Genomic DNA, 20,452 nt, shown 5'->3' on the forward strand with positions numbered 1-20,452 from the left:
GCTGGAGGCGTTTGCGTCAGGTCAGTCATTATCGTCGGAGTAGGTATAGTACAGGTCGCCGCAACCGACAGACAACGTCCCGGCTAAGGGCCGCCACATTGGGTATGATTTGTGTTTTGAGCAGCCGATGCAATGATCGCTCTAGCTATTGCGCGATAGAGGCGTAAGAATGACGAGCGAACTTCGCGCGAGAGGACACCATGACCCGAAGCAAGAACGAAGGTGGAAATCACAAATGAATCGCTCAGAGAATCCCACCCCTCAGGCCACGACCCTCGTCCCCATGGTGGTGGAGCAAACCACGCGCGGCGAGCGCGCCTACGACATCTATTCGAGGCTGCTAAAGGACCACATTCTATTCATTGGAACGCCGATCGACGACCATGTGGCGAACCTGGTAACAGCGCAACTGCTGTTTCTGGAAGCCGAAGATCCGGAGCACGATATCCAGCTATACATCAACTCGCCGGGCGGCTCGATCACTGCCGGAATGGCCATCTACGACACCATGCAGTTTATCAAGCCAAGCGTGTCCACGTTATGTCTCGGGCAGGCAGCTAGCATGGGCGCGGTGTTGCTCGCGGCCGGAGCTAAAGGCCGCCGCTATTCGCTGCCGCACTCGCGAATGGTTATCCATCAGCCGCACGGCGGGGCACAGGGGCAGGCGGTGGATATAGAGATACAGGCGCGTGAGATCATTCGCGCGCGCCAGGAGATGAACGAGATCCTCGCGCGCCACACGGGTCAAAACTTGCGTCGAATAGAAAAGGATACTGATCGCGATTTCATCATTACTCCGGCGGACGCAGTTGAATATGGCCTGATTGATGAGGTAATCGTTAGCCGGAGGCCCTCCAACTGAGCCGCCGGAGGCAGTATGGCTAAGCATGACGATCGTTCGGGCAACCTGGTTTGCTCGTTTTGTGGAAAGAGCCAGGACGAAGTCCGCAAGCTGATTGCCGGCCCCACGGTCTATATCTGCGACGAGTGCATCGACCTCTGTAACGATATCATCGCCGAGGAGACCGACGGCGAAGAGGCCTTCAGCCAGTCATCCGCGGTACCCAAACCGGCCGAAATCAAGCGCGTCCTCGACCAGTATGTGATCGGCCAGGAGCGCGCCAAAAAAATCCTCTCGGTTGCCGTCCACAACCACTACAAGCGGATCGACTCGCAAATGGTTACCGGCGACGTCGAGCTCCAGAAATCCAACATCCTGCTCATCGGGCCAACCGGAGTAGGCAAAACTCTGCTCGCCCAGACCCTCGCGCGCTTTCTCCAGGTTCCCTTCACCATCGCTGATGCGACCTCGCTCACGGAAGCCGGCTACGTCGGCGAAGACGTCGAAAACATCATCCTGTCGCTGTTGCAGAATGCCGACTACGACATCGAACGGTGCCAGCGCGGCATCGTGTACATCGACGAAATCGACAAGATCGCACGCAAGGGCGACAATCCGTCGATTACCCGCGATGTTTCCGGCGAGGGCGTCCAACAGGCGCTCCTCAAGATCATCGAGGGCACCATGGCGTCGGTCCCGCCCAAGGGCGGGCGCAAGCACCCGCAGCAGGAATTTCTCCAGGTCGACACCACCAACATCCTCTTTATATGCGGTGGTGCGTTTGTGGGGCTCGACGACATCATCCGCCGGCGCATCGCCGGCAAGACGATGGGCTTTCGTGCTGACCTCACCCATCGCGATCCCAAGACCGTGTCAGAACTGCTCAACGAGGTGCAGCCCGAGGACCTGCTGAAATTCGGACTGATTCCGGAATTCGTGGGGCGCTTGCCAGTAATTGCAACCTTGGGCGAGCTGGATGACGAAGCGCTGGTGCGAATCTTGACCGAACCCAAGAATGCTTTGGTGCGCCAGTATCAAAAATTGTTTGACATGGAGAACGTCCATCTGAAATTTACTCAGGGTGCGCTGCGCGCGATCTCGCGTGAAGCCCTGAAACGAAAATCGGGTGCGCGGGGGCTCAGGGCCATCATGGAAAGCATCATGGTGGACCTCATGTACGAGATCCCGTCGCAACCTAATATCAAGGAGGTGCTGATCTCGGAGGAAGTGGTGACGCAGAAGGAGCAACCGCTTCTGGTTTACCAGAAGACGGCAGAAACCGCCTGACCTTTGAGGGATTCGGGATCCATACAGATGCTGTTTCGTAATGATAAAAAAGACAGTCGCGACGCCTCGGCAGCCGTCGTTCCCCTACTGCCGCTGCGCGAACTAATAGTTTTTCCACACGAAGTCTATCCGATCTTCGTCGGCCGCCAGAAGTCGATCAAGGCGCTCGAGGCCGCCGAAGCGAAGAAGCAACCCATCCTGCTGGTTGCGCAGAAGGACGCGAAGGTAGCCGAGCCCACCCCCCAAGACCTCTACAGCGTGGGCACGCTTGGCATCGTGGTCCAGCTGCTGCGCCTCCCCGATGGAACCGTCAAAGCCCTGCTCGAGGGGAAGAAGCGAGCACGGGTGGTCCGCTACCTGACCGAAGACGAATACTTCCAAGTTGAAGCCGAAGAAGTCGAGGAGCTGTCCGACCGGACCACCGAAGTCGAGGCGCTGATGCGCTCGGTCGTATCGACCTTCGACAACTATGCCCGCTTGAATAAGAAGATTCCGCCGGAGATGGTTGCATCCATCTCCAGTGTTGATGATCCCGCCTTCCTTGCCGACAAGATCGTGGGTCATCTGGGTATCAAGCTCGAGGACAAACAGGCGCTGCTCGAATGCCTTAAGCCGGCCGAGCGGCTCGAGAAGATCTTAGGCTACATGCGTTCCGAGCTGGAAATTCTGGAAGTCGAAAAGCGCATTCGCTCCCGGGTCAAGAAGCAGATGGAGAAGACCCAGAAGGAGTACTACCTCAACGAGCAGATGCGCGCGATCCAGAAGGAGCTCGGCGAGAAGGACGAGTTCAAGAACGAGATTCAGGAACTCGAAGAGAAGCTCCGGCAGAAGAAGATGCCAGCGGAGGCTCGCGAGAAGTGCGAGCGCGAGATTAAAAAGCTCAAGATGATGTCGCCGATGTCGGCCGAGGCGACAGTCGTGCGCAACTATCTCGACTGGTTTCTCGCCCTGCCGTGGTTTGAATATACCGAAGACAAGCTCGACATTAAGGAGGCGGAGCGCGTCCTCGAGGAAGACCATTTCGGGCTTGAGAAGGTGAAACAGCGTATTCTGGAGTACCTGGCGGTTGAGACCTTGGTTGGTCAGATGAAGGGCCCGATCCTCTGTCTGGTCGGTCCTCCAGGGGTTGGCAAGACTTCGCTCGGCAAGTCCGTGGCCCGCGCGACGGGCCGCAAGTTTGTGCGGGTGTCGCTCGGCGGGGTACGCGATGAAGCCGAGATCCGCGGCCATCGCCGTACTTACATCGGTGCGCTCCCCGGAAAAGTGATCCAATCGATTCGCAAGGCCGGCTCCTCCAACCCGGTAATGCTGTTCGATGAGGTGGATAAAATGTCCACCGATTTCCGCGGCGATCCGTCGTCCGCGTTGTTGGAGGTACTCGATCCGGAGCAGAACTGTACCTTTAACGATCACTATCTGGACTGCGACTACGACCTGTCCAAAGTGATGTTCATCACCACTGCGAACACGCTAGACCGCATCCCGCGGCCACTTCAGGACCGCATGGAAGTGATCCGCATCCCCGGTTACACAGAAACCGAAAAACTGCAAATCGCGAAGAAATATCTCGTCAAGAAGCAGGAAGAGGCCAACGGCCTTAAGCCCGAGAATGTCGATTTCTCGGACAAGGCCCTGCTCGGAATCGTGCGGCACTATACGCGCGAAGCCGGCGTGCGGAACCTCGAACGCGAGATCGCGTCGATCTGCCGAAAGGTCGCGGTCGAAGTCGTCAAGACCGACCGCAACGCCCACGTGAGGATCTCGGCCTCAAGCCTCGGGAAATATCTCGGACCCGCGAAATTCCGCTATGGGATGGCGGAATCGGCTCCCCAGGTCGGGGTCGCCACCGGTCTGGCGTGGACGGAGCTCGGCGGTGAGTTGTTGAACGTCGAGGTGACGATCGTCCCCGGCCGTGGCAAGCTGACCATCACCGGGCAGCTTGGCGAGGTAATGCAGGAAAGCGCGCAGGCCGCGCTGTCCTACGTGCGTTCGCGCGCTGACATTCTCGGTCTGGACCCGGGCTTCTACCACAAGATCGACATTCATATTCATATTCCGGAGGGGGCGATCCCCAAGGACGGGCCGTCCGCCGGGATTACTCTGGCGACTGCACTGGTCTCCGCTCTTACCCGCAAGCACGTGCGCAACGATCTGGCGATGACGGGCGAGATCACCCTGCGCGGCCGCGTGCTCCCGATTGGCGGTCTTAAGGAGAAGGTCTTGGCGGCCCATCGAGGTGGTATCAAGACCGTGGTGATTCCCAAGGAGAACGCCAAGGACATCGTCGAGATCGCACCGCAGATTCTCAAGGGTGTGCAGCTGGTGCAGGCCGACAATGTCGACGAGGTACTCAGGCACGCCCTGGTACTGGATGATCCGGACGCATTCTTCAAGCCCAAGCCTGCGAGGAAGGATCTGGATTTCCTTCGGGAGGCCGACAAGGACGAGCCAGACACGCCGGATGATGACGAGCCCAGAGTGTCCCCGAATCTCTCCTGACCGTGGTCCGAGCGGGCGAGGTTCGTTGACAACAGGATGGAGTTTTCAGAACCGACGGACCCGGCTGCGCCGAGCGGGGACGTACTAAGCGCGGCGGGGGGAGCCGTATAATACAGACCCATGACTAAGGCGGAACTTATCGAAGGACTCTCGAACAAGCTTCCAATTCCCAAGGGCGATGCCGAGCGTGCAATCAACCTGATGCTCGACGACATCATCGTCGCCCTCAAACAAGGCGAGCGCGTGAATATCTCGGGTTTCGGCACGTTCTCGGTCTCGTCCCGCCAGGCCAGGACCGGGCGCAACCCGAAGACCGGCGAAGCGATCCAGATATCTGCCAGCCGCTCGGCCAAGTTCAAGCCGGGCAAGCAGCTCAAGGACTCTCTGAACGAAGGGTTGGGTCAGGCCGCCAGTTCCTGACCTTCTTTTGGTCCCGCAGTACCTCCGGCAAAAAGGGCTTCCCGGTCTTTCGCGCTCAATTGAAGACCAGCGGCCGAGGAATGCTCACCACTTCAAGCCGACTGCTTCGGTCAGGAATCGTACGAATGGCGCCGACGCCGCACAGGCCGCGGCGAACGACTCGACAAAGCGTGGCGAGCAGGCTTCCATGCGCGTGAAGTCCTTGCCCGCGACGAAATCTTTGCGCTTGAGATCCTCGATAAGACGATGCTCCGGGTCGTAGCCCTTGGGCGGCCGCGAAAGGCTCTCACCCATCAGTTCAAGGTGCCGCCTAAACTCGCGCGCGCCGATAGCTTTCTTCCACACGGTCGGCCGGGCCACTATCGCGTCACGAATCTTCCGCAGGGTATCTGTGTCCGGATGCCAAATGCCCACGCCGCCGAAGATCTCGGCGGGTGACAGCGAGATATAAAAAGCCGGCGAAGGCCACCCCTGGGTACTCGAGTGATGAATGGCGGCGGCCGCATTCGTCTTGTATGGAGTCTTGTCGCGCGAGAAGCGCAGGTTTCGATAAATTCGGAACATCGAACCGCCGCTCGGTCTCGGATCGGCGACGTAGTACTTGCTCAACTTACGCAGGTGTGGCGCGAGATCGGCGATGAACGCGAGCATCGCGTCGCGCACTTGGGACTCGTAACGATGCTTGTTGCGTTGGAACCATTCCCGGTTGTTGTTGCGCGCCAGTTCCTCGAAGAATTCGAAGAAAGCAGGAGTGAAGTGACGCGTCGGCATGCCGGGTGCCCTCGAAGTGCAGGAATAATCGCCTGTTCCGACCCGCGCAAGGCGGGTTGGGCTCGCGCTTCGATATGTCGCCCAAACCCGCGCCGACCGGTAATCTCACACGATGGCAAAGAAGATCGCGAAAGGGAGTGGAGCGACCGCCGACAATCTTGATAGCGCGCACCTCAAACTGGTTCCGTGCTCCGAGGATCTGTATCGCTCGGTGCTCGAACTACTGCCCTACGCGCCGACCGACAAGCGCGAGATTCTGGATCTCGGCGCAGGCACCGGATTGCTCTCTGCGAAAATCGCTGCGGCCTTCCCTAAGGCACGGCTTACCTTGTTCGACCCCGCCCCCGAGATGCTCAGCGTTGCACGACAGCGCCTGAAGCCTTTTGGCACGCGTATGCGCTTTGCCTCGGCGCAACTGGCGCCGGCCACACCGTCCAGATCGTATGACGCGGTCGTGTCGTCGCTGGCCATTTATCATCTGCCCGATGGCGGCAAGCGCCATCTGTTCGGAGACATCCTCAAGTACCTGACCCCGGGAGGCGTGTTCATCAATGCCGACCAGGTCGCGGGCGAAACCGCCGCGATCGACGAGCGTGCACGCGAACTGTGGATCAAGCGCGCCCGCGAACTCAAAGTCGCAGAGCGCGACTTGGTGGCCGCATTATCGCGCATGAAACAGGACCTGCCGTCGACCGTGGGACAGCACCTGGCTTGGATGCGCGAGGTCGGGTTTGTCGAGGTCTCGTGCGTCTATCGGAACCTGATCTTTGCAGTGCTCTCGGGCAGCAAGCCGGTTGGCCGATAGAGCAACCGCTTGAGTCATTTCGGAGTCGAGGCCGGGGACTGTAAAGATCTCATTGCGGCGCAAAATGCCGGTCCCCTGAGCGAGACCTCCATTTCGCCCCAACCTCGGTCAGCTTTGCTCTTTCAACCCACACTCGCCCGGTCCTTTGCTCATGTCGATTAGGTTCAGCAGGTTTTCGAACGGATCGCGAAGCACCGCGCACATCCCGATCCGAACCTCGAACGGCGCAACCAGGACCGAGCATCCCGCGGAGTTCAGTTTCGCCGCCGCCTCCTTCACGTCGCCGACCAGGTAATGCACATTACACTCGCGCGGTATCTGTGGGTCGTCATGCAGCACTATCTCGGCATCGCAGTCGCGCATCCCGAGCGCGATCGAGTGCGTGCTGGACCACAAGTGGGTCAGCCCCAGGACGCGTTCGTAGAATCGTCGGGCGGCTTCGAGATTCTCCACCTTGACCATCACGCAATCGATCTTGCGTAAAATCGCATCCTTTGCCTGTCTAGTGGACGACGTCGCGCGGGTAGAAAGCGGACTTGGAGTGAATGCCAGCTCGAGCTTCAACCCATCGGGATCCGCGAAGAATAATGCGTAGTAACCCGGTGGGTAATAGACCCCAGGGGGATCGAGAATCTCCGCCTTAAGCTCGCGCAGCAGCAGATGGAGCCCGTCGACGTCCTCTCTACTCTCCGCGTCAAACGCGAGATGATGGAGCCCGGGTGCATATCGGTCGTGTCGCTTGCCTCTGCTCTCGGGTTTCGCGGCGTAAAGCCGCACCGACGTATTCGCGCGCCACTCGGCTTGCGAGAAAATCACCTCCCGCGGCGTCTCGCGGGTGAGCTCGTAACCGAGATAGCGCATCACCGGCTCGTAGAAGGTCCGGGAGCGAGTCAGGTCGCTGACCGTGAGATCCACGTGATGGATTGCGCGCGCCATTGTAGATGTCCTCACAAAGATGCCGACGTTAAGCGAAGATTTAGCGAAACTCAGCCTCAGAGGCAAGTCCGAATCAGGAGCGAGGAAGTATTATGACATCTCAACCCGATCTCAGCTCCGGTTACGCGCCGTCGGGACGCGCCTTGCTGTACTTTGAAACCGCAGGGACCGGCGATGCCGTGGTCTTTCTCCACGCTGGTGTATCCGACTCCCGAATGTGGGACCCGCAGATGCAGAAGTTTGCGGCGAAGTTCAAGGTCATACGCTACGACCATCGCGGGTTTGGCAAGACCAAATTCCCCGGCGAACCATTTGCGCTGCGAGACGACCTGTCCAATTTGCTTCGCCATCTCGGCGTGAAAAAGGCCGTCCTGGTTGGATGCTCGATGGGGGGTGCAGCCGCCATCGACTTTGCCCTGGAGCATCCCGAGGCGGTCGCTGCGCTGGTCTTGGTGGGTTCGGGGGTCAGCGGTTTGAACGATCCGGCGCAACTCTCCGCCGGTGCACTCAAGTACTGGAGCGAGCTGCTCAGGGTGATTCAGAAGGGCGATCTCGATCGAGCACGGGAGATGGACGGAAAGTATTGGATTGATGGTCCGTCACGCGCTTCTAGCGAGGTAGATCCCGTCTATCGCGACCGCGCGCTGCAACTTCATCGCGAGAACTTTTCGCTGGAGCGCTTCGCTCATCAGGAAAAGTCCCTTACTCCGCCTGCGATTGGCCGGCTGCGCGAGATAAACGCGCCAACGCAGGTCGTAATCGGCGACCACGACTCCGAGGATCTGAGAAAGCTCGCCGGTCAGCTCGCTGCGGAAATCGTCGGCGCCAAGCTGGTGAAGATGAATGCGGCGCATCTTCCAAACCTGGAACAGCCAGCCCAGTTCAGCCAGCTGCTTGATGAGTTTCTAACCTCGCTGACGGTCGCATAGAAGCCGGCCGCCCAAAGGGAATTGGCCGGCCCGTCTTCGCCTGCGTCACTGCTTCACGAGAAACGGCGTGGCGTCACGCGGTGATGAAATTCGCTTGCACCCTCGGAAAGCGGTCCTGTGCGTCCGGGCCGATCGTGTGCCCGGGGTTCGGGGAAGCGTTCGAATCTGACGTCTCCGCCCCTGATTCGTATGAGTCCGGCTGACGGCGGCCGCGACCGCGCGCTACTCGAGGTGATCTATCACTTTGCCGAAACCGAGCGTCATATCGCTCAGCATGTAGCTGGACTGCAGCACGCGCTTTACCGGCATCAGGTTCCAAGGGTCAAGTCGCGACCCTTCCGCGAAGGCGACTGAGCCGCTGCCGGTCCAGGCTTCGTGAACCGTAACCTCGGTGAAGGTCTCGATAAGTTCGGCGCACGACGGCCGGTGGTTTTCTTCGGCCGACGGAATAAGGCGCAGGCTCACCGGCGGGCGCGCCGCCCCGGAGTGTCCATTGTCGGCGGGTCTCTCCGGGCGCACGATCGCGCTCGCCAGGCGAATTCCGGCCGGCCGTTCCAGCGTGCCATAGATCATGTCGCGTTCCTGCTTGAACTCGATTTGCGCAAGCTTCTTGGGGAATCCCCAGATCTCGCGTCCCGCAAGCATCGGCGGCTCGCTGGTCACCGCGATGTGCGTAATGTAAGTCATCGCGCGCCCGTTGTGCTCGACCAGGAGCGAGAGAATCGTCTCGTTGTACGGACCGAAGGTCGTCCACGGATAGTGATAGAAGGACAGAACTGCGGTCGCCGGCTCGCTGATCGCGAGCTGGGCGGGGAGCGCTCCCAATGCCGCATCCGCATCGGTCTCAAACGCGACAGCGATTGATCGAGTGCCGCGATAGTAAAAGGGAGGCCGCTGGTAAGCGGGAGCATCCGCCGGCATCGAGTAACCCGCGCTGGAAAGGGTAAGGCGTCCGCGTTTGGCCATCGTCCAGATCCTCCGGCGCAAGACTTCCATATTCTCGTATCGGCCTACAATCGCTGCGCGATCTTCGTAAAAAGAGTCGCGGAATGAATTTTTCGTTGATTTGTCGGTGACTTTCGGTGTACGCCCTCCACGTTCAAGGGAATTCCCAGGACCTGCTCGAGAAGAATGGGGGGCGCACGGATCGCAGGATCGCAAGATTTCAACATACCGATTGGTTTGTTTTTTCTGCAAAGAGGGGTAGATATTAGGCAGACTGAACGCAGACGCGTCTCAACTCATGTGAGGTTCTCGTCATGGCGGAATTCGACATAGTCATCAAGAATGGCATGGTGGTCGACGGTACCCGCGCGCCGCGCTTCCGCAGCGACATCGGGATCAAAAACGGCCGCATCGCCAAGATTGGACGCATCGCCAGCCACCAGGGCGCCAAGGTGGTCGATGCCGAGGGGCACATCGTCGCGCCGGGCTTCATCGATCTGCACACCCACTACGACGCGCAGATTTTCTGGGACCCGTATCTGACGATCTCCGGTTATCACGGCATCACCTCCGTCGTGATCGGCAACTGCGGGTTCGGGTTCGCACCCGTGCGCTCTAAGGATGCCGAGCGCGCGATGCTCACCATGGTCCGCACCGAAGCTATCCCGCTGCGCGCGATGCAGGCGGCGATGCCGTTTGACTGGGAGAGCTATCCGCAGTTCATGGACAAGCTCGACCAGCTTCCCAAAGGGGTCAATCTCCTGCCTTACGTTCCGATGAATCCGGTTCTCGGCTACGTGATGGGGATCGAGGAATCGAAAACCGGCCGCATGCCCACTGACGACGAGCACGCAAAGATGCGCCAGATCCTCCATCAAGCGATGGATGCGGGCGCGTGCGGCTGGTCGGCGCAGCGGCTCATCCCCGGCGGGCCGAGCGCGGTCCAGCGCGACTTTGACGGCTCCCCGATGAACACCGACGTGATGAACGATGAGACCTGCATCGAGATGGCGCGGGTGCTCGGCGAACGGGGCGAAGGATTCCAGGAGCTTACCCTGGCGAGTTGGGATCCAAGGAAGGATGCCGAGCACTTCGAGAAGCTGGCCGAGGTTAGCGGGCGCCCCATCATGTACGAGGCGCTCGTCACCAACGATCGCTTCCCGCATCGCCATCGCAACACGATGAAGTGGCTCGAGCGGTGTCGTCAGAAGGGACTGCCGGTTTACGGTCAGGGCACGACGACTGACGCCGGGCTTACCTTCACGTTCGAGGACTGGAACCTGTTCGATGATTCCGATGCATGGCGCGAAGCGACCACGGGCACGGTTGGCGAACGCGCCGAGAAGTTGGGCGATCCGCGCCGGCGCGTTGCACTCAAAGCGCAGATGCCGCGCGAGAGCCTGATCACGAACTACTTTGACGAGATCATCATTACCGAATGTCAGGACCCGGCGAACAAAAAGTTCGAGGGCATGACCCTTCGCCTTGCCGCCCAGGAGACCGGCAAAGAGGCGGTCGATGTGATGCTGGATATCGCGGTGTCGGAGAATCTCAAGACCGAATTTTTTGCGCCCGCGGTCAACTCCTCCGATCTGATGAAAGAATTGCTCGACTATCCGTATATAACCTTCGGGGTTTCCGACGGCGGCGCTCACACCAAGTTTCTCACCGCCGGACGCTACCCAACCGAAGGCCTGATCCGATTTGTTCGCGAGAAGAACTGGCTGAGCCTCGAGGACATTCACTGGCGGATGTCGGGACTACCCGCCTTCTGCGCCGGATTCAAGGATCGCGGCTTTCTGCGAGAAGGCGCTCCTGCAGATATCGTGGTCTACAATCTGGAGCAGCTAAAAGTGCTGCCGGTCGAGATCGCGCACGACCTGCCTGGCGACGAATGGCGTCGGGTGCAGCGCGCCGAGGGTTACAGCCACATCATTGTGAACGGACAGATCACCTGGGAAGGTGACCGCTTCACGGGCGCGACACCAGGGAAGGTTCTGCGCCACGGCGTTTCTGCATAGGGCAGGCCTGACTGCCTCTCTTTTGATTTTGCCTCTTGTTGGAGCGCGGGACATCCGTATGGCCACGGATGCCCCGCCTCTCTCTGGGTGAGACGATGGGCAACGGCAACCCGAAAAGTGGACGGGCGCTTGACGGCGTGCGAGTGCTCGACTTGACCTGGCTTCAGGTGGGGCCACAGGCGACCCGTCTGTTGGCGACTTTCGGTGCGCAGGTCATTCGCATTGAGTGGCGCGAGCGTAAGGCTATCGACTTTCTGCGGTACACTCCGCCGTATGCTCCCGACCACGCGCGCGCGGACGGGGGCCGCGTCCAGGGAGTAACCCGTGGCCGCGGCAGCCATGGAAATTACGATCGGGGCGCGTACTTCAACAACACCAACCCCGGCAAGTACGGAATTACGCTCAACCTGAATCATCCGAAAGGGCGAGACCTGCTCCGACGGATGGTGCGCGACGCGAATGCGATTTGCGAGAATTTCAGTCCCGGCCAGATGGACAAGTGGGACCTGGGCTACGAGGAATTGCGCAAGATCAATCCCGGCATCATCTATTTGCAGACTACCGGGCTGGGCAAGGCTGGCATTTACAAGGACTACGTGAGCTACGGACCGACCGCGCAGGCGTTTTCCGGCCTGACCTTCCTGTCCGGCCTTCCCGAACAAGACCACCCCGCCGGGTGGGGCTATTCGTACCTCGACCACTCGCCTGGCTACTTCGGCGCGATCCTGCTGATGGCCGCGATTCGCCGTCAGCGGCTAACCGGCGCCGGATGTTATCTGGACATGTCGCAGTGCGAGACAGGCCTGATGTTATCCGGCACCTCCCTCCTCGAGCATCAGGTCACCGGCAAGCCGACCGTGCGCTACGGAAACCGTATGCCGTTTCTGGCCTGGTCACCGCATGGCGCTTACCGATGCAGCGGAGAGGACAACTGGATCGCTATCTCGGTTCAATCTGATGAGCAGTGGCGAGCGCTCACCGATGAGATGGGCTCACCGCCGTGGGCACTGGAGACCCGCTTCGCAACGACGGCCGGTCGAAGGGAACACGAGAACGACCTGGACCATCAGCTCACGAGCTTCACCTCGGGCTGCGATCGCTACGATCTTATGAATCGGCTGCAAGCGCGAGGCATCCCGGCGGGCGTGGTGCAAAAGGCTTCCGACCGATTCGACCACGACCCACAGCTCAAGGCTCGCGCCTACTACCTCGACCTTCCACAAAGTGAAATCGGTACCTGGCCGGTCGAAGGCTTCCCGGCCAAGCTCTCTCGCTCTCCTGCAGAAGTCGGCGGACTGACCGGTCGTGCCGCTCCCAAGCTGGGCGAGGACAATGCTTTCGTATACGGCGAACTGGTTGGTCTGAGCGCTGCAGAAATGAGCGCGCTGGCGGAGGACGGTGTCATTTGAGCCGGGATTATAACCTGCGCGCTTCGCTCGGCGGGCTCAGGACGCTGGAAATCGGCGATCAATTGGGCGACTATGCCGCGCTACTCCTCTCCGGCCTCGGGGCCGAAGTCATCAAGATCGAACCCCGCGGTGGGACCGCGTCACGCCGGATTGGACCGTTTGCAGATGGCAACCCTGACCCGGAGCAGAGTCTTTTCTTCTGGCGATACAACCTAAACAAGCAGAGCGTGACGCTGGAGGTCGACCATCTCGACGCGCAGCCGGCACTTTGCGCCTTGGCGGCCAGGGCCGACCTGGTGTTGCTCTCGGGAGAATTCGAGGTGGTCGCTCGGCGGCTGCCGCTGTGGCGCAAGCTTGCACAGCATAATCCGCGACTGATTGTCTGCACCATTACACCATTTGGTCTGGATGGACCATGGCGCGCGCTAAAGGCCACGGATCTGGTCCAGATGGCGCTCGGCGGGATCATGGCCGTGTGCGGTTACGACCCGGACCGTGAGGGACTATACGACACTCCTCCGATTGCGCCTGCTATGTGGCATTCCTATCATCTGGGCGGCGAATACGCGGCGATTGCAATAATGGCCGCACTGAACTTCCGCGAGTTGAGCGGCGAGGGCCAATTCATCGACGTCTCGATTCACGAGGCGGTCAACACCTGCACTGAAGTCGCGATTCCGACCTACGTGTACACCGGAGAGATCGTGAAGCGGCAAACCGCGCGGCATGCGGCGACCGTGATTACGCACGCGCGACTGTCGGAGAGCGCCGACCACGTTCTCATGCTTGCCAACCTGAGCCCCTTCGAACGTGAACTGCGCGCGCTTGGCGATCTCGCCGATCAGGTCGGCATTCAGCACGTTCTCGGAACGCCGGAATTCAAACAACTGGAAAAAGACGATCGCGTAGCCGCGGCTATCTATCGCAATGATCTGCTGATGGAAGTAGTAGCGAGCCTACCCGCGGAGGAAATCTTTCATCGTGCGCAGGCCCAAGGTCTCGCCTGGTCACCGATTCGGCGCCCGGAGGACAACCTCGGGGATCCGCACTTTGCCGCGCGGACCAGCTTTGCGACCATCAACCACCCCGAACTGGGCCGCGATCTGCGTTACCCCGGGACAGTCGCCAGCGACGGGGAGGCCCCGCACTTTTGCTTCGACCGCCGTGCGCCACGCCTTGGTGAGCACACGGACGAGGTACTGAGTCGCGCCGGCCTGGGGGACGCGGAGATTGCGAAGCTCCGGGACAAGAACCTTATCTGAGTCGCCACGATCAGAAGCCTTCGCCGAGCCTCACGATCTGTCCGGTTTCGAGTTCATTTGATACCCGACCAAGACAAGCCGCGGCGGTGCCTGCGCGGATAGCGAGCACCGGTCCACTGATCGGTCGGCTCGTGCTCTGCATAAATCAAGGTGGGGGTCAGGGCGAACGAAGCCGCGGTCGAGGGTGACGACGCCGACAGCGACTGGAATGGGCGTGCTCTGCACGTTAGCAGTTGCTGCCTGAATGATTCGGCATCGTGAGGTCGGTTGCCTATCTCGTACGCAAGAGCGCGTTCAATAGCAGCGACGAGCTTCGGGTTCAGATCGGGACAATAGTTTCGCAGCGGTGGAAAACGAAAAGGAGCCTCGGTCGTGGGATCGCGACCGGAAAGTGCTTGATATATCGTCGCCGCGAGAGAATACAGGTCCGATCGAGGTTCAGGTCGTCCTGCGTATTGCTCCGGCGGCGCATAACCGTGAGTTCCGACCATGGTGACCCTGGTGTTGGCGACGAAATGCCGCGCAATACCAAAATCAATCAGCTTCAACCGCCCGTCCGTGGTGGTCATCAGGTTGGATGGTTTCAGATCGCGGTGAAGCAGCGGCGGCCTGCGAGCGTGTAGGTACCGCAGTGCTTCCAGAACCTCAAGGGCGACCTCGAGCACCCGGTCGGCTGGCAGCTTGCCGTCGCTTCTTGTGAGTTCATTCTCCAGGGTTGTGCCGTCGATAAACTCCATCACCAGATAGTGATGATTCGTCTCGCTAAAGCAGTCGAAGACTTGTGGGATATGCTGATTGCTCAGTTGCGCGAGAATGTCGGCCTCGCGTTGAAATGCGTCGACTGCCTTCCGCTGCGCCTCCTGGCTGGTAAAACCGTCTACCATCTCGGCTAGCGCACAAAAGCGCGCTCCGAGCCGGAGGTCTTCTGCAGCATAAGCGAGCTTCATTCCCCCGCCGCCGAGCATCCGGACAATGCGATACCGTCCGCCGACGATGGCATTTGGGGCGATCATCGAAAAAGGCTCTTCAGATCACTCCTGGCGAAACCGTCTGCTGCCATAATGCTCCGCGACGGCGCATGCTCTCAAGCGGCGACTGCGGCAAGACTGACGAAGAGTGCCGATCTCGACCCACTCAAGACAACCGCACCTTGAACCGCATGGGCGTAGTCGAACTCGCGCTGCTAAACCGCAAACCCCGGTTCAAATCGAAAAGGAGCTGAAGGAAACTGCTGACCGACTCTACCAAGAAAACTTCTGTCTGAGAGTTAAGCGGCTACCTTTCTGATCTCGACTTCAAACCCGAGATTTCGGAGGCGTTGCGTAAGCCGCGCCGCCGCCCGTTCGTGATCCAGGCGCAGAAGGTAAAGTGAACCGACTTCCCTATACGGGACAGGGTCGCGAACCACGTAATAGGCAGCGGTTAGAATCGAAGCCGCTACCGCGATGATCGCCTTCTTGGGTCCGCGCCGCGACTTGATCCTAAGAAACTGCGAGCGCAGATAGCCGTCTTGTTTGCGGCTGGCAGCCCAAGCCGATTGCACCAGCACGGTCTTGAGCCACGGCGCGCCGTCGCGCAGGGTCCGCGACTTCACCTTGCCCGCGCTTTGGTTCAGCCCCGGGCACAGGCCCGCCCACGATATCAGGTGCCCGACGGTCGGGAAGCGCGTCATGTCCACGCCGATCTCGGCCACAATCACGCTCGCCGCGGTCGTGCTCACTCCCGGGATGGTTACGAGTCGTTCGATGACCGCGCGAAAGGATTCGAGCGCAGCCTCGATCTGCGCCTCAAACTCGCCCACGGTCTTTTCCAGGTGCTCGACCATGTCCAGATGCTGCTTGAGAAGGAAGCGATGGTGGCGGGTCACACGCCCGTGCAGCGCCTCCGCCAGGGTCTCCCGCGATGCGGCAAGACGCTCGCCGGCCAGCGCCGCCAGCTGGTCCGGATTTTGCTCGCCCGCGATTATCGCCCGCAGCATGCGCCGCCCGCTGGTACCGAGCACGTCGGAGACTACCGAACCGAGCTTGATATTGGCGTCTTCAAGCACCTTTTGGATGCGCTGCTTGTGCTGTACCACCTCCCGCACCAGCTGTTTGCGCGTGCGGGTTAGGTCGCGCAGCTTCTGGATCGGCCCGGGCGGAACCAAGCTCGAGCGGATGAGCCCGTGGGCGAGCAGGTCAGCAATCCAGGTCGCGTCATTTACATCGCTCTTGCGTCCGGGGACGTTTTTAATATGCGCCGCATTGGCCCGCACCAGCTCGAACTCACCCTCCAGCACATGCCACACCGGCTTCCAGTACACTCCGGTGGCTTCCATAGCCACGTGCGTGCAGCCCGCTTCCCGCAACCAGTCCGCCAGCGCCAACAACCCTCGCGTGGTGGTCGGAAAGCCTCGCACCTCGCGCACTACTGGAGCTCCGGTCATCACCCGCCGGCATGCCACCACCGTGTCCTTGTGCACGTCCAGCCCCGCACATCGTTCATGCATCACATTCATTCCCGCACCTCCTTCGCACACGCCGTCGGCGTGAAGCCCGCGTCATCGAACTCTACCAACCGTGCTCCGGGACCTCTCGGTCCGTGGCAACAATCAAGGGTGCTCGCCAGGCTTCGGGTCAAACCACTCGTCGGGCTGCGAGCACCACTGAGTAAACCGACCTCGGTGCCGGCAGCGTGCTCTGCACGGCTTAGCACGTTTCATCGGTCAGGGTGCGCCCAGCGCATCAATCAACTACTCAGAGAACTTCCACGTGTCGTCCGCCTCGCCACTTATGCGCCAACGCGGCATTACGATTTTCGGGTCGTTGGTTTCCTCGAATAGCACCGTGCAGGGTAGTCCTATCGCGACCTCCGCTTCGGCATTAGTCAGGACTCCGGCCACCCGCGTGACGGTACCGTCGGCCTCCTTGCAATCGTCGAGTTCAATGATGGCAACCACGTAGGGGACCGAACTCACGAACGCCCCGACAATCGGCTGCACCACGACAACGTAGCTGTGGATCACTCCTTTGCCCGCGGTTTCGAACCATGAGATCTCCATAGCGGTACACTTGTCACACGCGGGAATGTTTGGTGGAAACCATTTGTGGCCACATCGCTTGCACTGCCGCACCAGGTACCTGTGTTGACGCGCGGCCTCCCACCATTCGCGGGTATCCGGATCGGGCAGGATACGAAGCTTCGAGTAGTCAATCGTTACCGCCATCGATGAAGTCCTCCTCCCCGGTCACGCAGCCATGCCACGCAGGACCAGACAGCTGCCCATGTTCTCCCATCCCCATGCCATTCCGCAGCAGATTTTCGCCTTTCTGAGCTGGCGGCAGCCTGCGCTGCGATCATAGCTGTGCTTCCCTTCGCGCCAATCGGGACACGCGTCGTCGGCGCGATGGCGCAGCTGGCGCACGTTCTCGATCACCATCTGCACGCCATGGGTGTAGCCCTCCGACAGGTGTCCGCCCGATAGATTGCTGGGCAATTCGTGATCGATCTGGAGTCGTCCACCCTTGACAAATTCGCCCGCTTCGCCGGCGCGGCAGAAGCCGTTCGCCTCGAGCTGGATCAGCGTGGTGAAGGTAAAAGCGTCGTAGCAGGAGATGAAGTCCACGTCGCGATGAGTGATGCCAGCCATGCCGAATGCCCGCTTCCAGCCGTAGTTCCCGGCGACGTAATGGAGGACCGGGCGCGAGTAGTTCCACTGCGGGCTCTCGGTCATGGTGCGCGCATAGCCGCCCATTATGAACACGGGTGGATGGCGCAGGTCGTAGGCGCGCTCGCGCGAGGTCACGATTATCGCGGCGGCGACATCGGTCTCCTGACAGCAATCGAGCAATCGAAACGGTTTGACCACCCATCGCGATCGTTGATGGTCATCGATTGTAATTGGCGAACGATGAATCGCCTTGGGGTTGAGGCTTGCGTGATAGCGATGCGCGACTGCGATTTCCGCGAATGCCTTGGTGGTACAGCCGGTATCCCGCAGATACCGCATCGCGGACATTCCAAAGCGCTGCGCGGGCGTGGTCCAGCCCCAGCCCATGTTGAACTGGTTGTCGCCCTCCGCATTCACAGCAGGAATCGGTCCCCCCGGAATCTGTCCACCCATCCGCCGCCCCGACCGTCCATTCATCGAGCGGAAGCACACGATCGTTTTTGCGTAGCCTGCCTCGATGAGTCCGATCGCGTGCGCGACCAGGGCCTCAGTGCTCGAGCCGCCTCCGAGAATGTCCAGGCAGTAGTTCAATCGCAGCCCAAGCGCGGTCGCCACGTGTCCCGAGGTCGTCGAATCAGCGGCCTGGTAGCTGGTCATGCCATCGATGTCCGATGGCTTGAGACCAGCATCGGCCATCGCGTTGCGAACTGCTTCGCAAGCCATCGAAAGCGTGGTGCGGTTCGAAGGCCGCAGGTGCGGTGTCTCACCCACTCCCACGATGCAGTACTTGTCCGTCAGTGCTCCCATCGATGCTCCCTTAAGCGGAATGATGTTTGCGAACTATTGTGGAGCGCGTAACATAGCTCTACTCGCGTCCGCAAACTTCACCTTGAAATCCTTGTCGAAATTCGACCCCCCGGTTACGGACGAACCGAGTTCCACAAATCGCAATGGTGCACGCTGGCGAAATCCGACTCGTACTGGATAGTCCCGGGGCTCAGCGAGAGGATGCGCGGCTCGTCCGCGTGAAAGCGCTCCCATTTCGGAGCGGCTCCCCCCGGCTCGCCCGTGCTGATGAAATCTATCCAATAACGCATCATCGACTCTGCCAGAGCACGCTGCGCGGGCGTTGCGATAGTTTTGGTCAGAACGCTTCCCAACACATATTGAATTTCCGAGCCGTGGTAGGCGCCGAACGGAAAGGGCGGACGCGGCACGAATACGTTGGGCGCATTCCGATCGTCGAATTCGTACTGGTAGACGGGAACCCAAGCAGACAGCAATTTGCCGGCCTTAAGAATTGGGCAGCTGAAGATCACGTCCCCAAAACCGGCAGCCGATGCCTGCGTCGGCGAGGGGTAGTCAGCGAGCGGATACGCGGCCAGCACGCGCTGCGCGTTGCCGCCGAATCGAGATTGCATCGCCGCGGTGAATTCCTGCGCGCTCAAGGCTTTGCCGCCGAAGGCGGCGAACAACGTGCCCTCATCACGATTCGAGCCATTGATGATTGGCACCTTGTTCAGGTGTCCTGCTGCAATGGCGTCGGCGGGTTGGCTGGGAATCAGGTGGCCATCCACCACCGGAAACCAGACGCGCGTCCCCACAGTGATGGGGCTTGCGGGAATCGCGTTCAAGACTTCCGCGGTCGACTTTGATCGCATGCACGCGGCCGAGTCGGAACACCCGAGCTTGGCGGCGAATTGGTCACCCCGGGTCTGGGCTTGGGCGAGCGTGGGCAGACGCAGGAATGGCCCGCTCTCGAGGATTGCGCGCTCGAAGAGCCCGGCCGCGGCAGGCGAGACCAGCTGAAGCCCGATACTGATCGCTCCAGCCGACTCACCGGCTACCGTTACCTTGCCTGGATCGCCGCCGAACGGCTCGATGTTATCCTTCACCCAGCGCAGTGCCGCCTGCTGATCCAATAGACCGTAGTTGCCTGAAAGCTGACCCGCATCTGCGCCATCGAGACTGCGATTGGCGAGAAAGCCGAAGGGCCCCAGCCGGTAATTGATGGTGACGACGATCAGATGTCCCTTCTCTGCAAGTTGACGGCCGTCGTACTGGGCACCCGACCCGACCAGGAAGGTACCACCATGAATCCACACCATCACCGGAAGCGCCTTGTCGGGCGTATCCGGAGCATAGATGTTGAGAAAGAGGCAGTTCTCCGAGCCAGCCACCCCTTGATCACGGATCCGGCTTTGCGCGCACCGGTTGCCGGGATTGGTCGCATCCAGAGCGCCGGTCCAACCCGCGGGTGGCTGCGGCGCGCGCCAACGCAGATCGCCGACCGGAGGGGCCGCGTACGGGATGCCAAGAAATGCGCGCACCTTGCCGTCAAGCTTGCCGCGAATCTCCCCCATCCGAATCTTGACCACCGGTGCGGACACCGGCGGGGCAGCCGCGCGGGCGGAACATAAGGGCAGCAGGCCGGTGGCGAAAACCAGCACGGCGAGCGACCTACGAGTGCCCCACCGTCTCCAGCCGATTTGTTCCGAATTTCGCTCTGGTGTTGTCAGACGAAACCTCCATCGCAGACCGCATATACAACAAAACGGTCCGGCTTTGCACCGTCACGAGCGACTACACTAGTGTTGCCGAAGGTCGCGGCCTATGGCAGCGCGGGTGAACTACGACGAAATTGCCGGCACCTTCGATGCCCGCTATACGGCAGGCCT

Annotated in this window: 17 protein-coding genes; 9 read left to right on the top strand and 8 right to left on the bottom strand. The window is 60.4% G+C overall.

The window, feature by feature from the left end:
* Positions 1-235: 235 nt before the first annotated feature.
* From clpP to VGI36_09075, 4 genes are all read left to right on the top strand, one after another.
* On the top strand, positions 236-862 hold the full coding sequence (gene clpP / locus VGI36_09060; GenBank protein ID HEY2485286.1) for an ATP-dependent Clp endopeptidase proteolytic subunit ClpP: 627 nt from the start codon (positions 236-238) through the stop codon (positions 860-862).
* A 15-nt stretch (positions 863-877) separates the two neighbouring features.
* Entirely contained in the window at positions 878-2,128 is a 1,251-nt protein-coding gene (gene clpX, locus VGI36_09065) for an ATP-dependent Clp protease ATP-binding subunit ClpX (protein ID HEY2485287.1), read from the top strand.
* Between the two features lie 27 nt (positions 2,129-2,155).
* Entirely contained in the window at positions 2,156-4,627 is a 2,472-nt protein-coding gene (gene lon / locus VGI36_09070; protein ID HEY2485288.1) for an endopeptidase La, read from the top strand.
* 120 nt (positions 4,628-4,747) lie between these two features.
* On the top strand, positions 4,748-5,047 hold the full coding sequence (locus tag VGI36_09075) for an HU family DNA-binding protein (GenBank protein ID HEY2485289.1): 300 nt from the start codon (positions 4,748-4,750) through the stop codon (positions 5,045-5,047).
* An 84-nt stretch (positions 5,048-5,131) separates the two neighbouring features.
* Here VGI36_09075 and VGI36_09080 read toward each other — a convergent pair whose 3' ends face one another.
* Positions 5,132-5,818 carry a TIGR02453 family protein gene (locus VGI36_09080; GenBank protein ID HEY2485290.1) on the bottom strand — a complete coding sequence of 229 codons (687 nt, stop codon included), beginning with the start codon at positions 5,816-5,818 and terminating at the stop codon, positions 5,132-5,134.
* 112 nt (positions 5,819-5,930) lie between these two features.
* On the opposite strand from VGI36_09080, the gene VGI36_09085 reads away from it, so the two are divergent.
* Positions 5,931-6,623: a class I SAM-dependent methyltransferase gene (locus VGI36_09085; protein HEY2485291.1), complete on the top strand. Its 693-nt coding sequence runs from the start codon at positions 5,931-5,933 to the stop codon at positions 6,621-6,623.
* A 108-nt stretch (positions 6,624-6,731) separates the two neighbouring features.
* On the opposite strand, the gene VGI36_09090 is transcribed toward VGI36_09085, so the two are convergent.
* On the bottom strand, positions 6,732-7,559 hold the full coding sequence (locus tag VGI36_09090) for a VOC family protein (GenBank protein ID HEY2485292.1): 828 nt from the start codon (positions 7,557-7,559) through the stop codon (positions 6,732-6,734).
* Positions 7,560-7,651: 92 nt separating this feature from the next.
* On the opposite strand from VGI36_09090, the gene VGI36_09095 reads away from it, so the two are divergent.
* On the top strand, positions 7,652-8,488 hold the full coding sequence (locus VGI36_09095) for an alpha/beta fold hydrolase (protein HEY2485293.1): 837 nt from the start codon (positions 7,652-7,654) through the stop codon (positions 8,486-8,488).
* 222 nt (positions 8,489-8,710) lie between these two features.
* Here the strand turns inward: VGI36_09095 and VGI36_09100 are convergent, their stop codons facing one another.
* On the bottom strand, positions 8,711-9,454 hold the full coding sequence (locus VGI36_09100; GenBank protein ID HEY2485294.1) for an acetoacetate decarboxylase family protein: 744 nt from the start codon (positions 9,452-9,454) through the stop codon (positions 8,711-8,713).
* A gap of 293 nt (positions 9,455-9,747) precedes the next feature.
* Here VGI36_09100 and VGI36_09105 point away from each other — a divergent pair, with 293 nt between their 5' ends.
* The 3 genes from VGI36_09105 (at position 9,748) to VGI36_09115 (ending at position 14,125) form a co-directional block, all read left to right on the top strand.
* Entirely contained in the window at positions 9,748-11,454 is a 1,707-nt protein-coding gene (locus VGI36_09105) for an amidohydrolase family protein (protein HEY2485295.1), read from the top strand.
* Between the two features lie 68 nt (positions 11,455-11,522).
* Positions 11,523-12,863: a CoA transferase gene (locus VGI36_09110; GenBank protein HEY2485296.1), complete on the top strand. Its 1,341-nt coding sequence runs from the start codon at positions 11,523-11,525 to the stop codon at positions 12,861-12,863.
* The gene (locus tag VGI36_09115) at positions 12,860-14,125 is read left to right on the top strand and encodes a CaiB/BaiF CoA-transferase family protein (protein HEY2485297.1); all 1,266 of its coding nucleotides are present in this window, start codon (positions 12,860-12,862) and stop codon (positions 14,123-14,125) included. Before VGI36_09110 ends, VGI36_09115 begins: the two co-directional genes overlap by 4 nt.
* A 53-nt stretch (positions 14,126-14,178) precedes the next feature.
* On the opposite strand, the gene VGI36_09120 is transcribed toward VGI36_09115, so the two are convergent.
* From VGI36_09120 to VGI36_09140, 5 genes are all read right to left on the bottom strand, one after another.
* A complete protein-coding gene (locus VGI36_09120) occupies positions 14,179-15,138 on the bottom strand; it encodes a serine/threonine-protein kinase (protein ID HEY2485298.1) in 960 nt (319 codons plus the stop codon).
* Positions 15,139-15,392: 254 nt separating this feature from the next.
* Complete coding sequence (locus VGI36_09125; protein HEY2485299.1) at positions 15,393-16,622, bottom strand: IS110 family transposase; 1,230 nt, start codon at positions 16,620-16,622, stop codon at positions 15,393-15,395.
* Positions 16,623-16,856: 234 nt separating this feature from the next.
* A complete protein-coding gene (locus VGI36_09130; protein ID HEY2485300.1) occupies positions 16,857-17,330 on the bottom strand; it encodes an OB-fold domain-containing protein in 474 nt (157 codons plus the stop codon).
* A 21-nt stretch (positions 17,331-17,351) separates the two neighbouring features.
* Positions 17,352-18,581: a hypothetical protein gene (locus VGI36_09135; protein ID HEY2485301.1), complete on the bottom strand. Its 1,230-nt coding sequence runs from the start codon at positions 18,579-18,581 to the stop codon at positions 17,352-17,354.
* 113 nt (positions 18,582-18,694) lie between these two features.
* Positions 18,695-20,224, bottom strand: a complete 1,530-nt coding sequence (locus tag VGI36_09140; GenBank protein ID HEY2485302.1) for a carboxylesterase/lipase family protein — start codon at positions 20,222-20,224, stop codon at positions 18,695-18,697.
* Positions 20,225-20,452 lie beyond the last annotated feature (228 nt).

This window comes from Candidatus Binataceae bacterium, assembly GCA_036495685.1.
Classification (GTDB): domain Bacteria; phylum Desulfobacterota; class Binatia; order Binatales; family Binataceae; genus JAFAHS01.

Bases quoted from the DNA above. Each gene is read 5' to 3' on its own strand.
- clpP (HEY2485286.1), top strand. From the start codon at position 236: ATGAATCGCTCAGAGAATCCCACCCCTCAGGCCACGACCCTCGTCCCC.
- clpX (HEY2485287.1), top strand. From the start codon at position 878: ATGGCTAAGCATGACGATCGTTCGGGCAACCTGGTTTGCTCGTTTTGT.
- lon (HEY2485288.1), top strand. From the start codon at position 2,156: ATGCTGTTTCGTAATGATAAAAAAGACAGTCGCGACGCCTCGGCAGCC.
- VGI36_09075 (HEY2485289.1), top strand. From the start codon at position 4,748: ATGACTAAGGCGGAACTTATCGAAGGACTCTCGAACAAGCTTCCAATT.
- VGI36_09080 (HEY2485290.1), bottom strand. From the start codon at position 5,818: ATGCCGACGCGTCACTTCACTCCTGCTTTCTTCGAATTCTTCGAGGAA.
- VGI36_09085 (HEY2485291.1), top strand. From the start codon at position 5,931: ATGGCAAAGAAGATCGCGAAAGGGAGTGGAGCGACCGCCGACAATCTT.
- VGI36_09090 (HEY2485292.1), bottom strand. From the start codon at position 7,559: ATGGCGCGCGCAATCCATCACGTGGATCTCACGGTCAGCGACCTGACT.
- VGI36_09095 (HEY2485293.1), top strand. From the start codon at position 7,652: ATGACATCTCAACCCGATCTCAGCTCCGGTTACGCGCCGTCGGGACGC.
- VGI36_09100 (HEY2485294.1), bottom strand. From the start codon at position 9,454: ATGGCCAAACGCGGACGCCTTACCCTTTCCAGCGCGGGTTACTCGATG.
- VGI36_09105 (HEY2485295.1), top strand. From the start codon at position 9,748: ATGGCGGAATTCGACATAGTCATCAAGAATGGCATGGTGGTCGACGGT.
- VGI36_09110 (HEY2485296.1), top strand. From the start codon at position 11,523: ATGCCCCGCCTCTCTCTGGGTGAGACGATGGGCAACGGCAACCCGAAA.
- VGI36_09120 (HEY2485298.1), bottom strand. From the start codon at position 15,138: ATGATCGCCCCAAATGCCATCGTCGGCGGACGGTATCGCATTGTCCGG.
- VGI36_09125 (HEY2485299.1), bottom strand. From the start codon at position 16,622: ATGAATGTGATGCATGAACGATGTGCGGGGCTGGACGTGCACAAGGAC.
- VGI36_09130 (HEY2485300.1), bottom strand. From the start codon at position 17,330: ATGGCGGTAACGATTGACTACTCGAAGCTTCGTATCCTGCCCGATCCG.
- VGI36_09135 (HEY2485301.1), bottom strand. From the start codon at position 18,581: ATGGGAGCACTGACGGACAAGTACTGCATCGTGGGAGTGGGTGAGACA.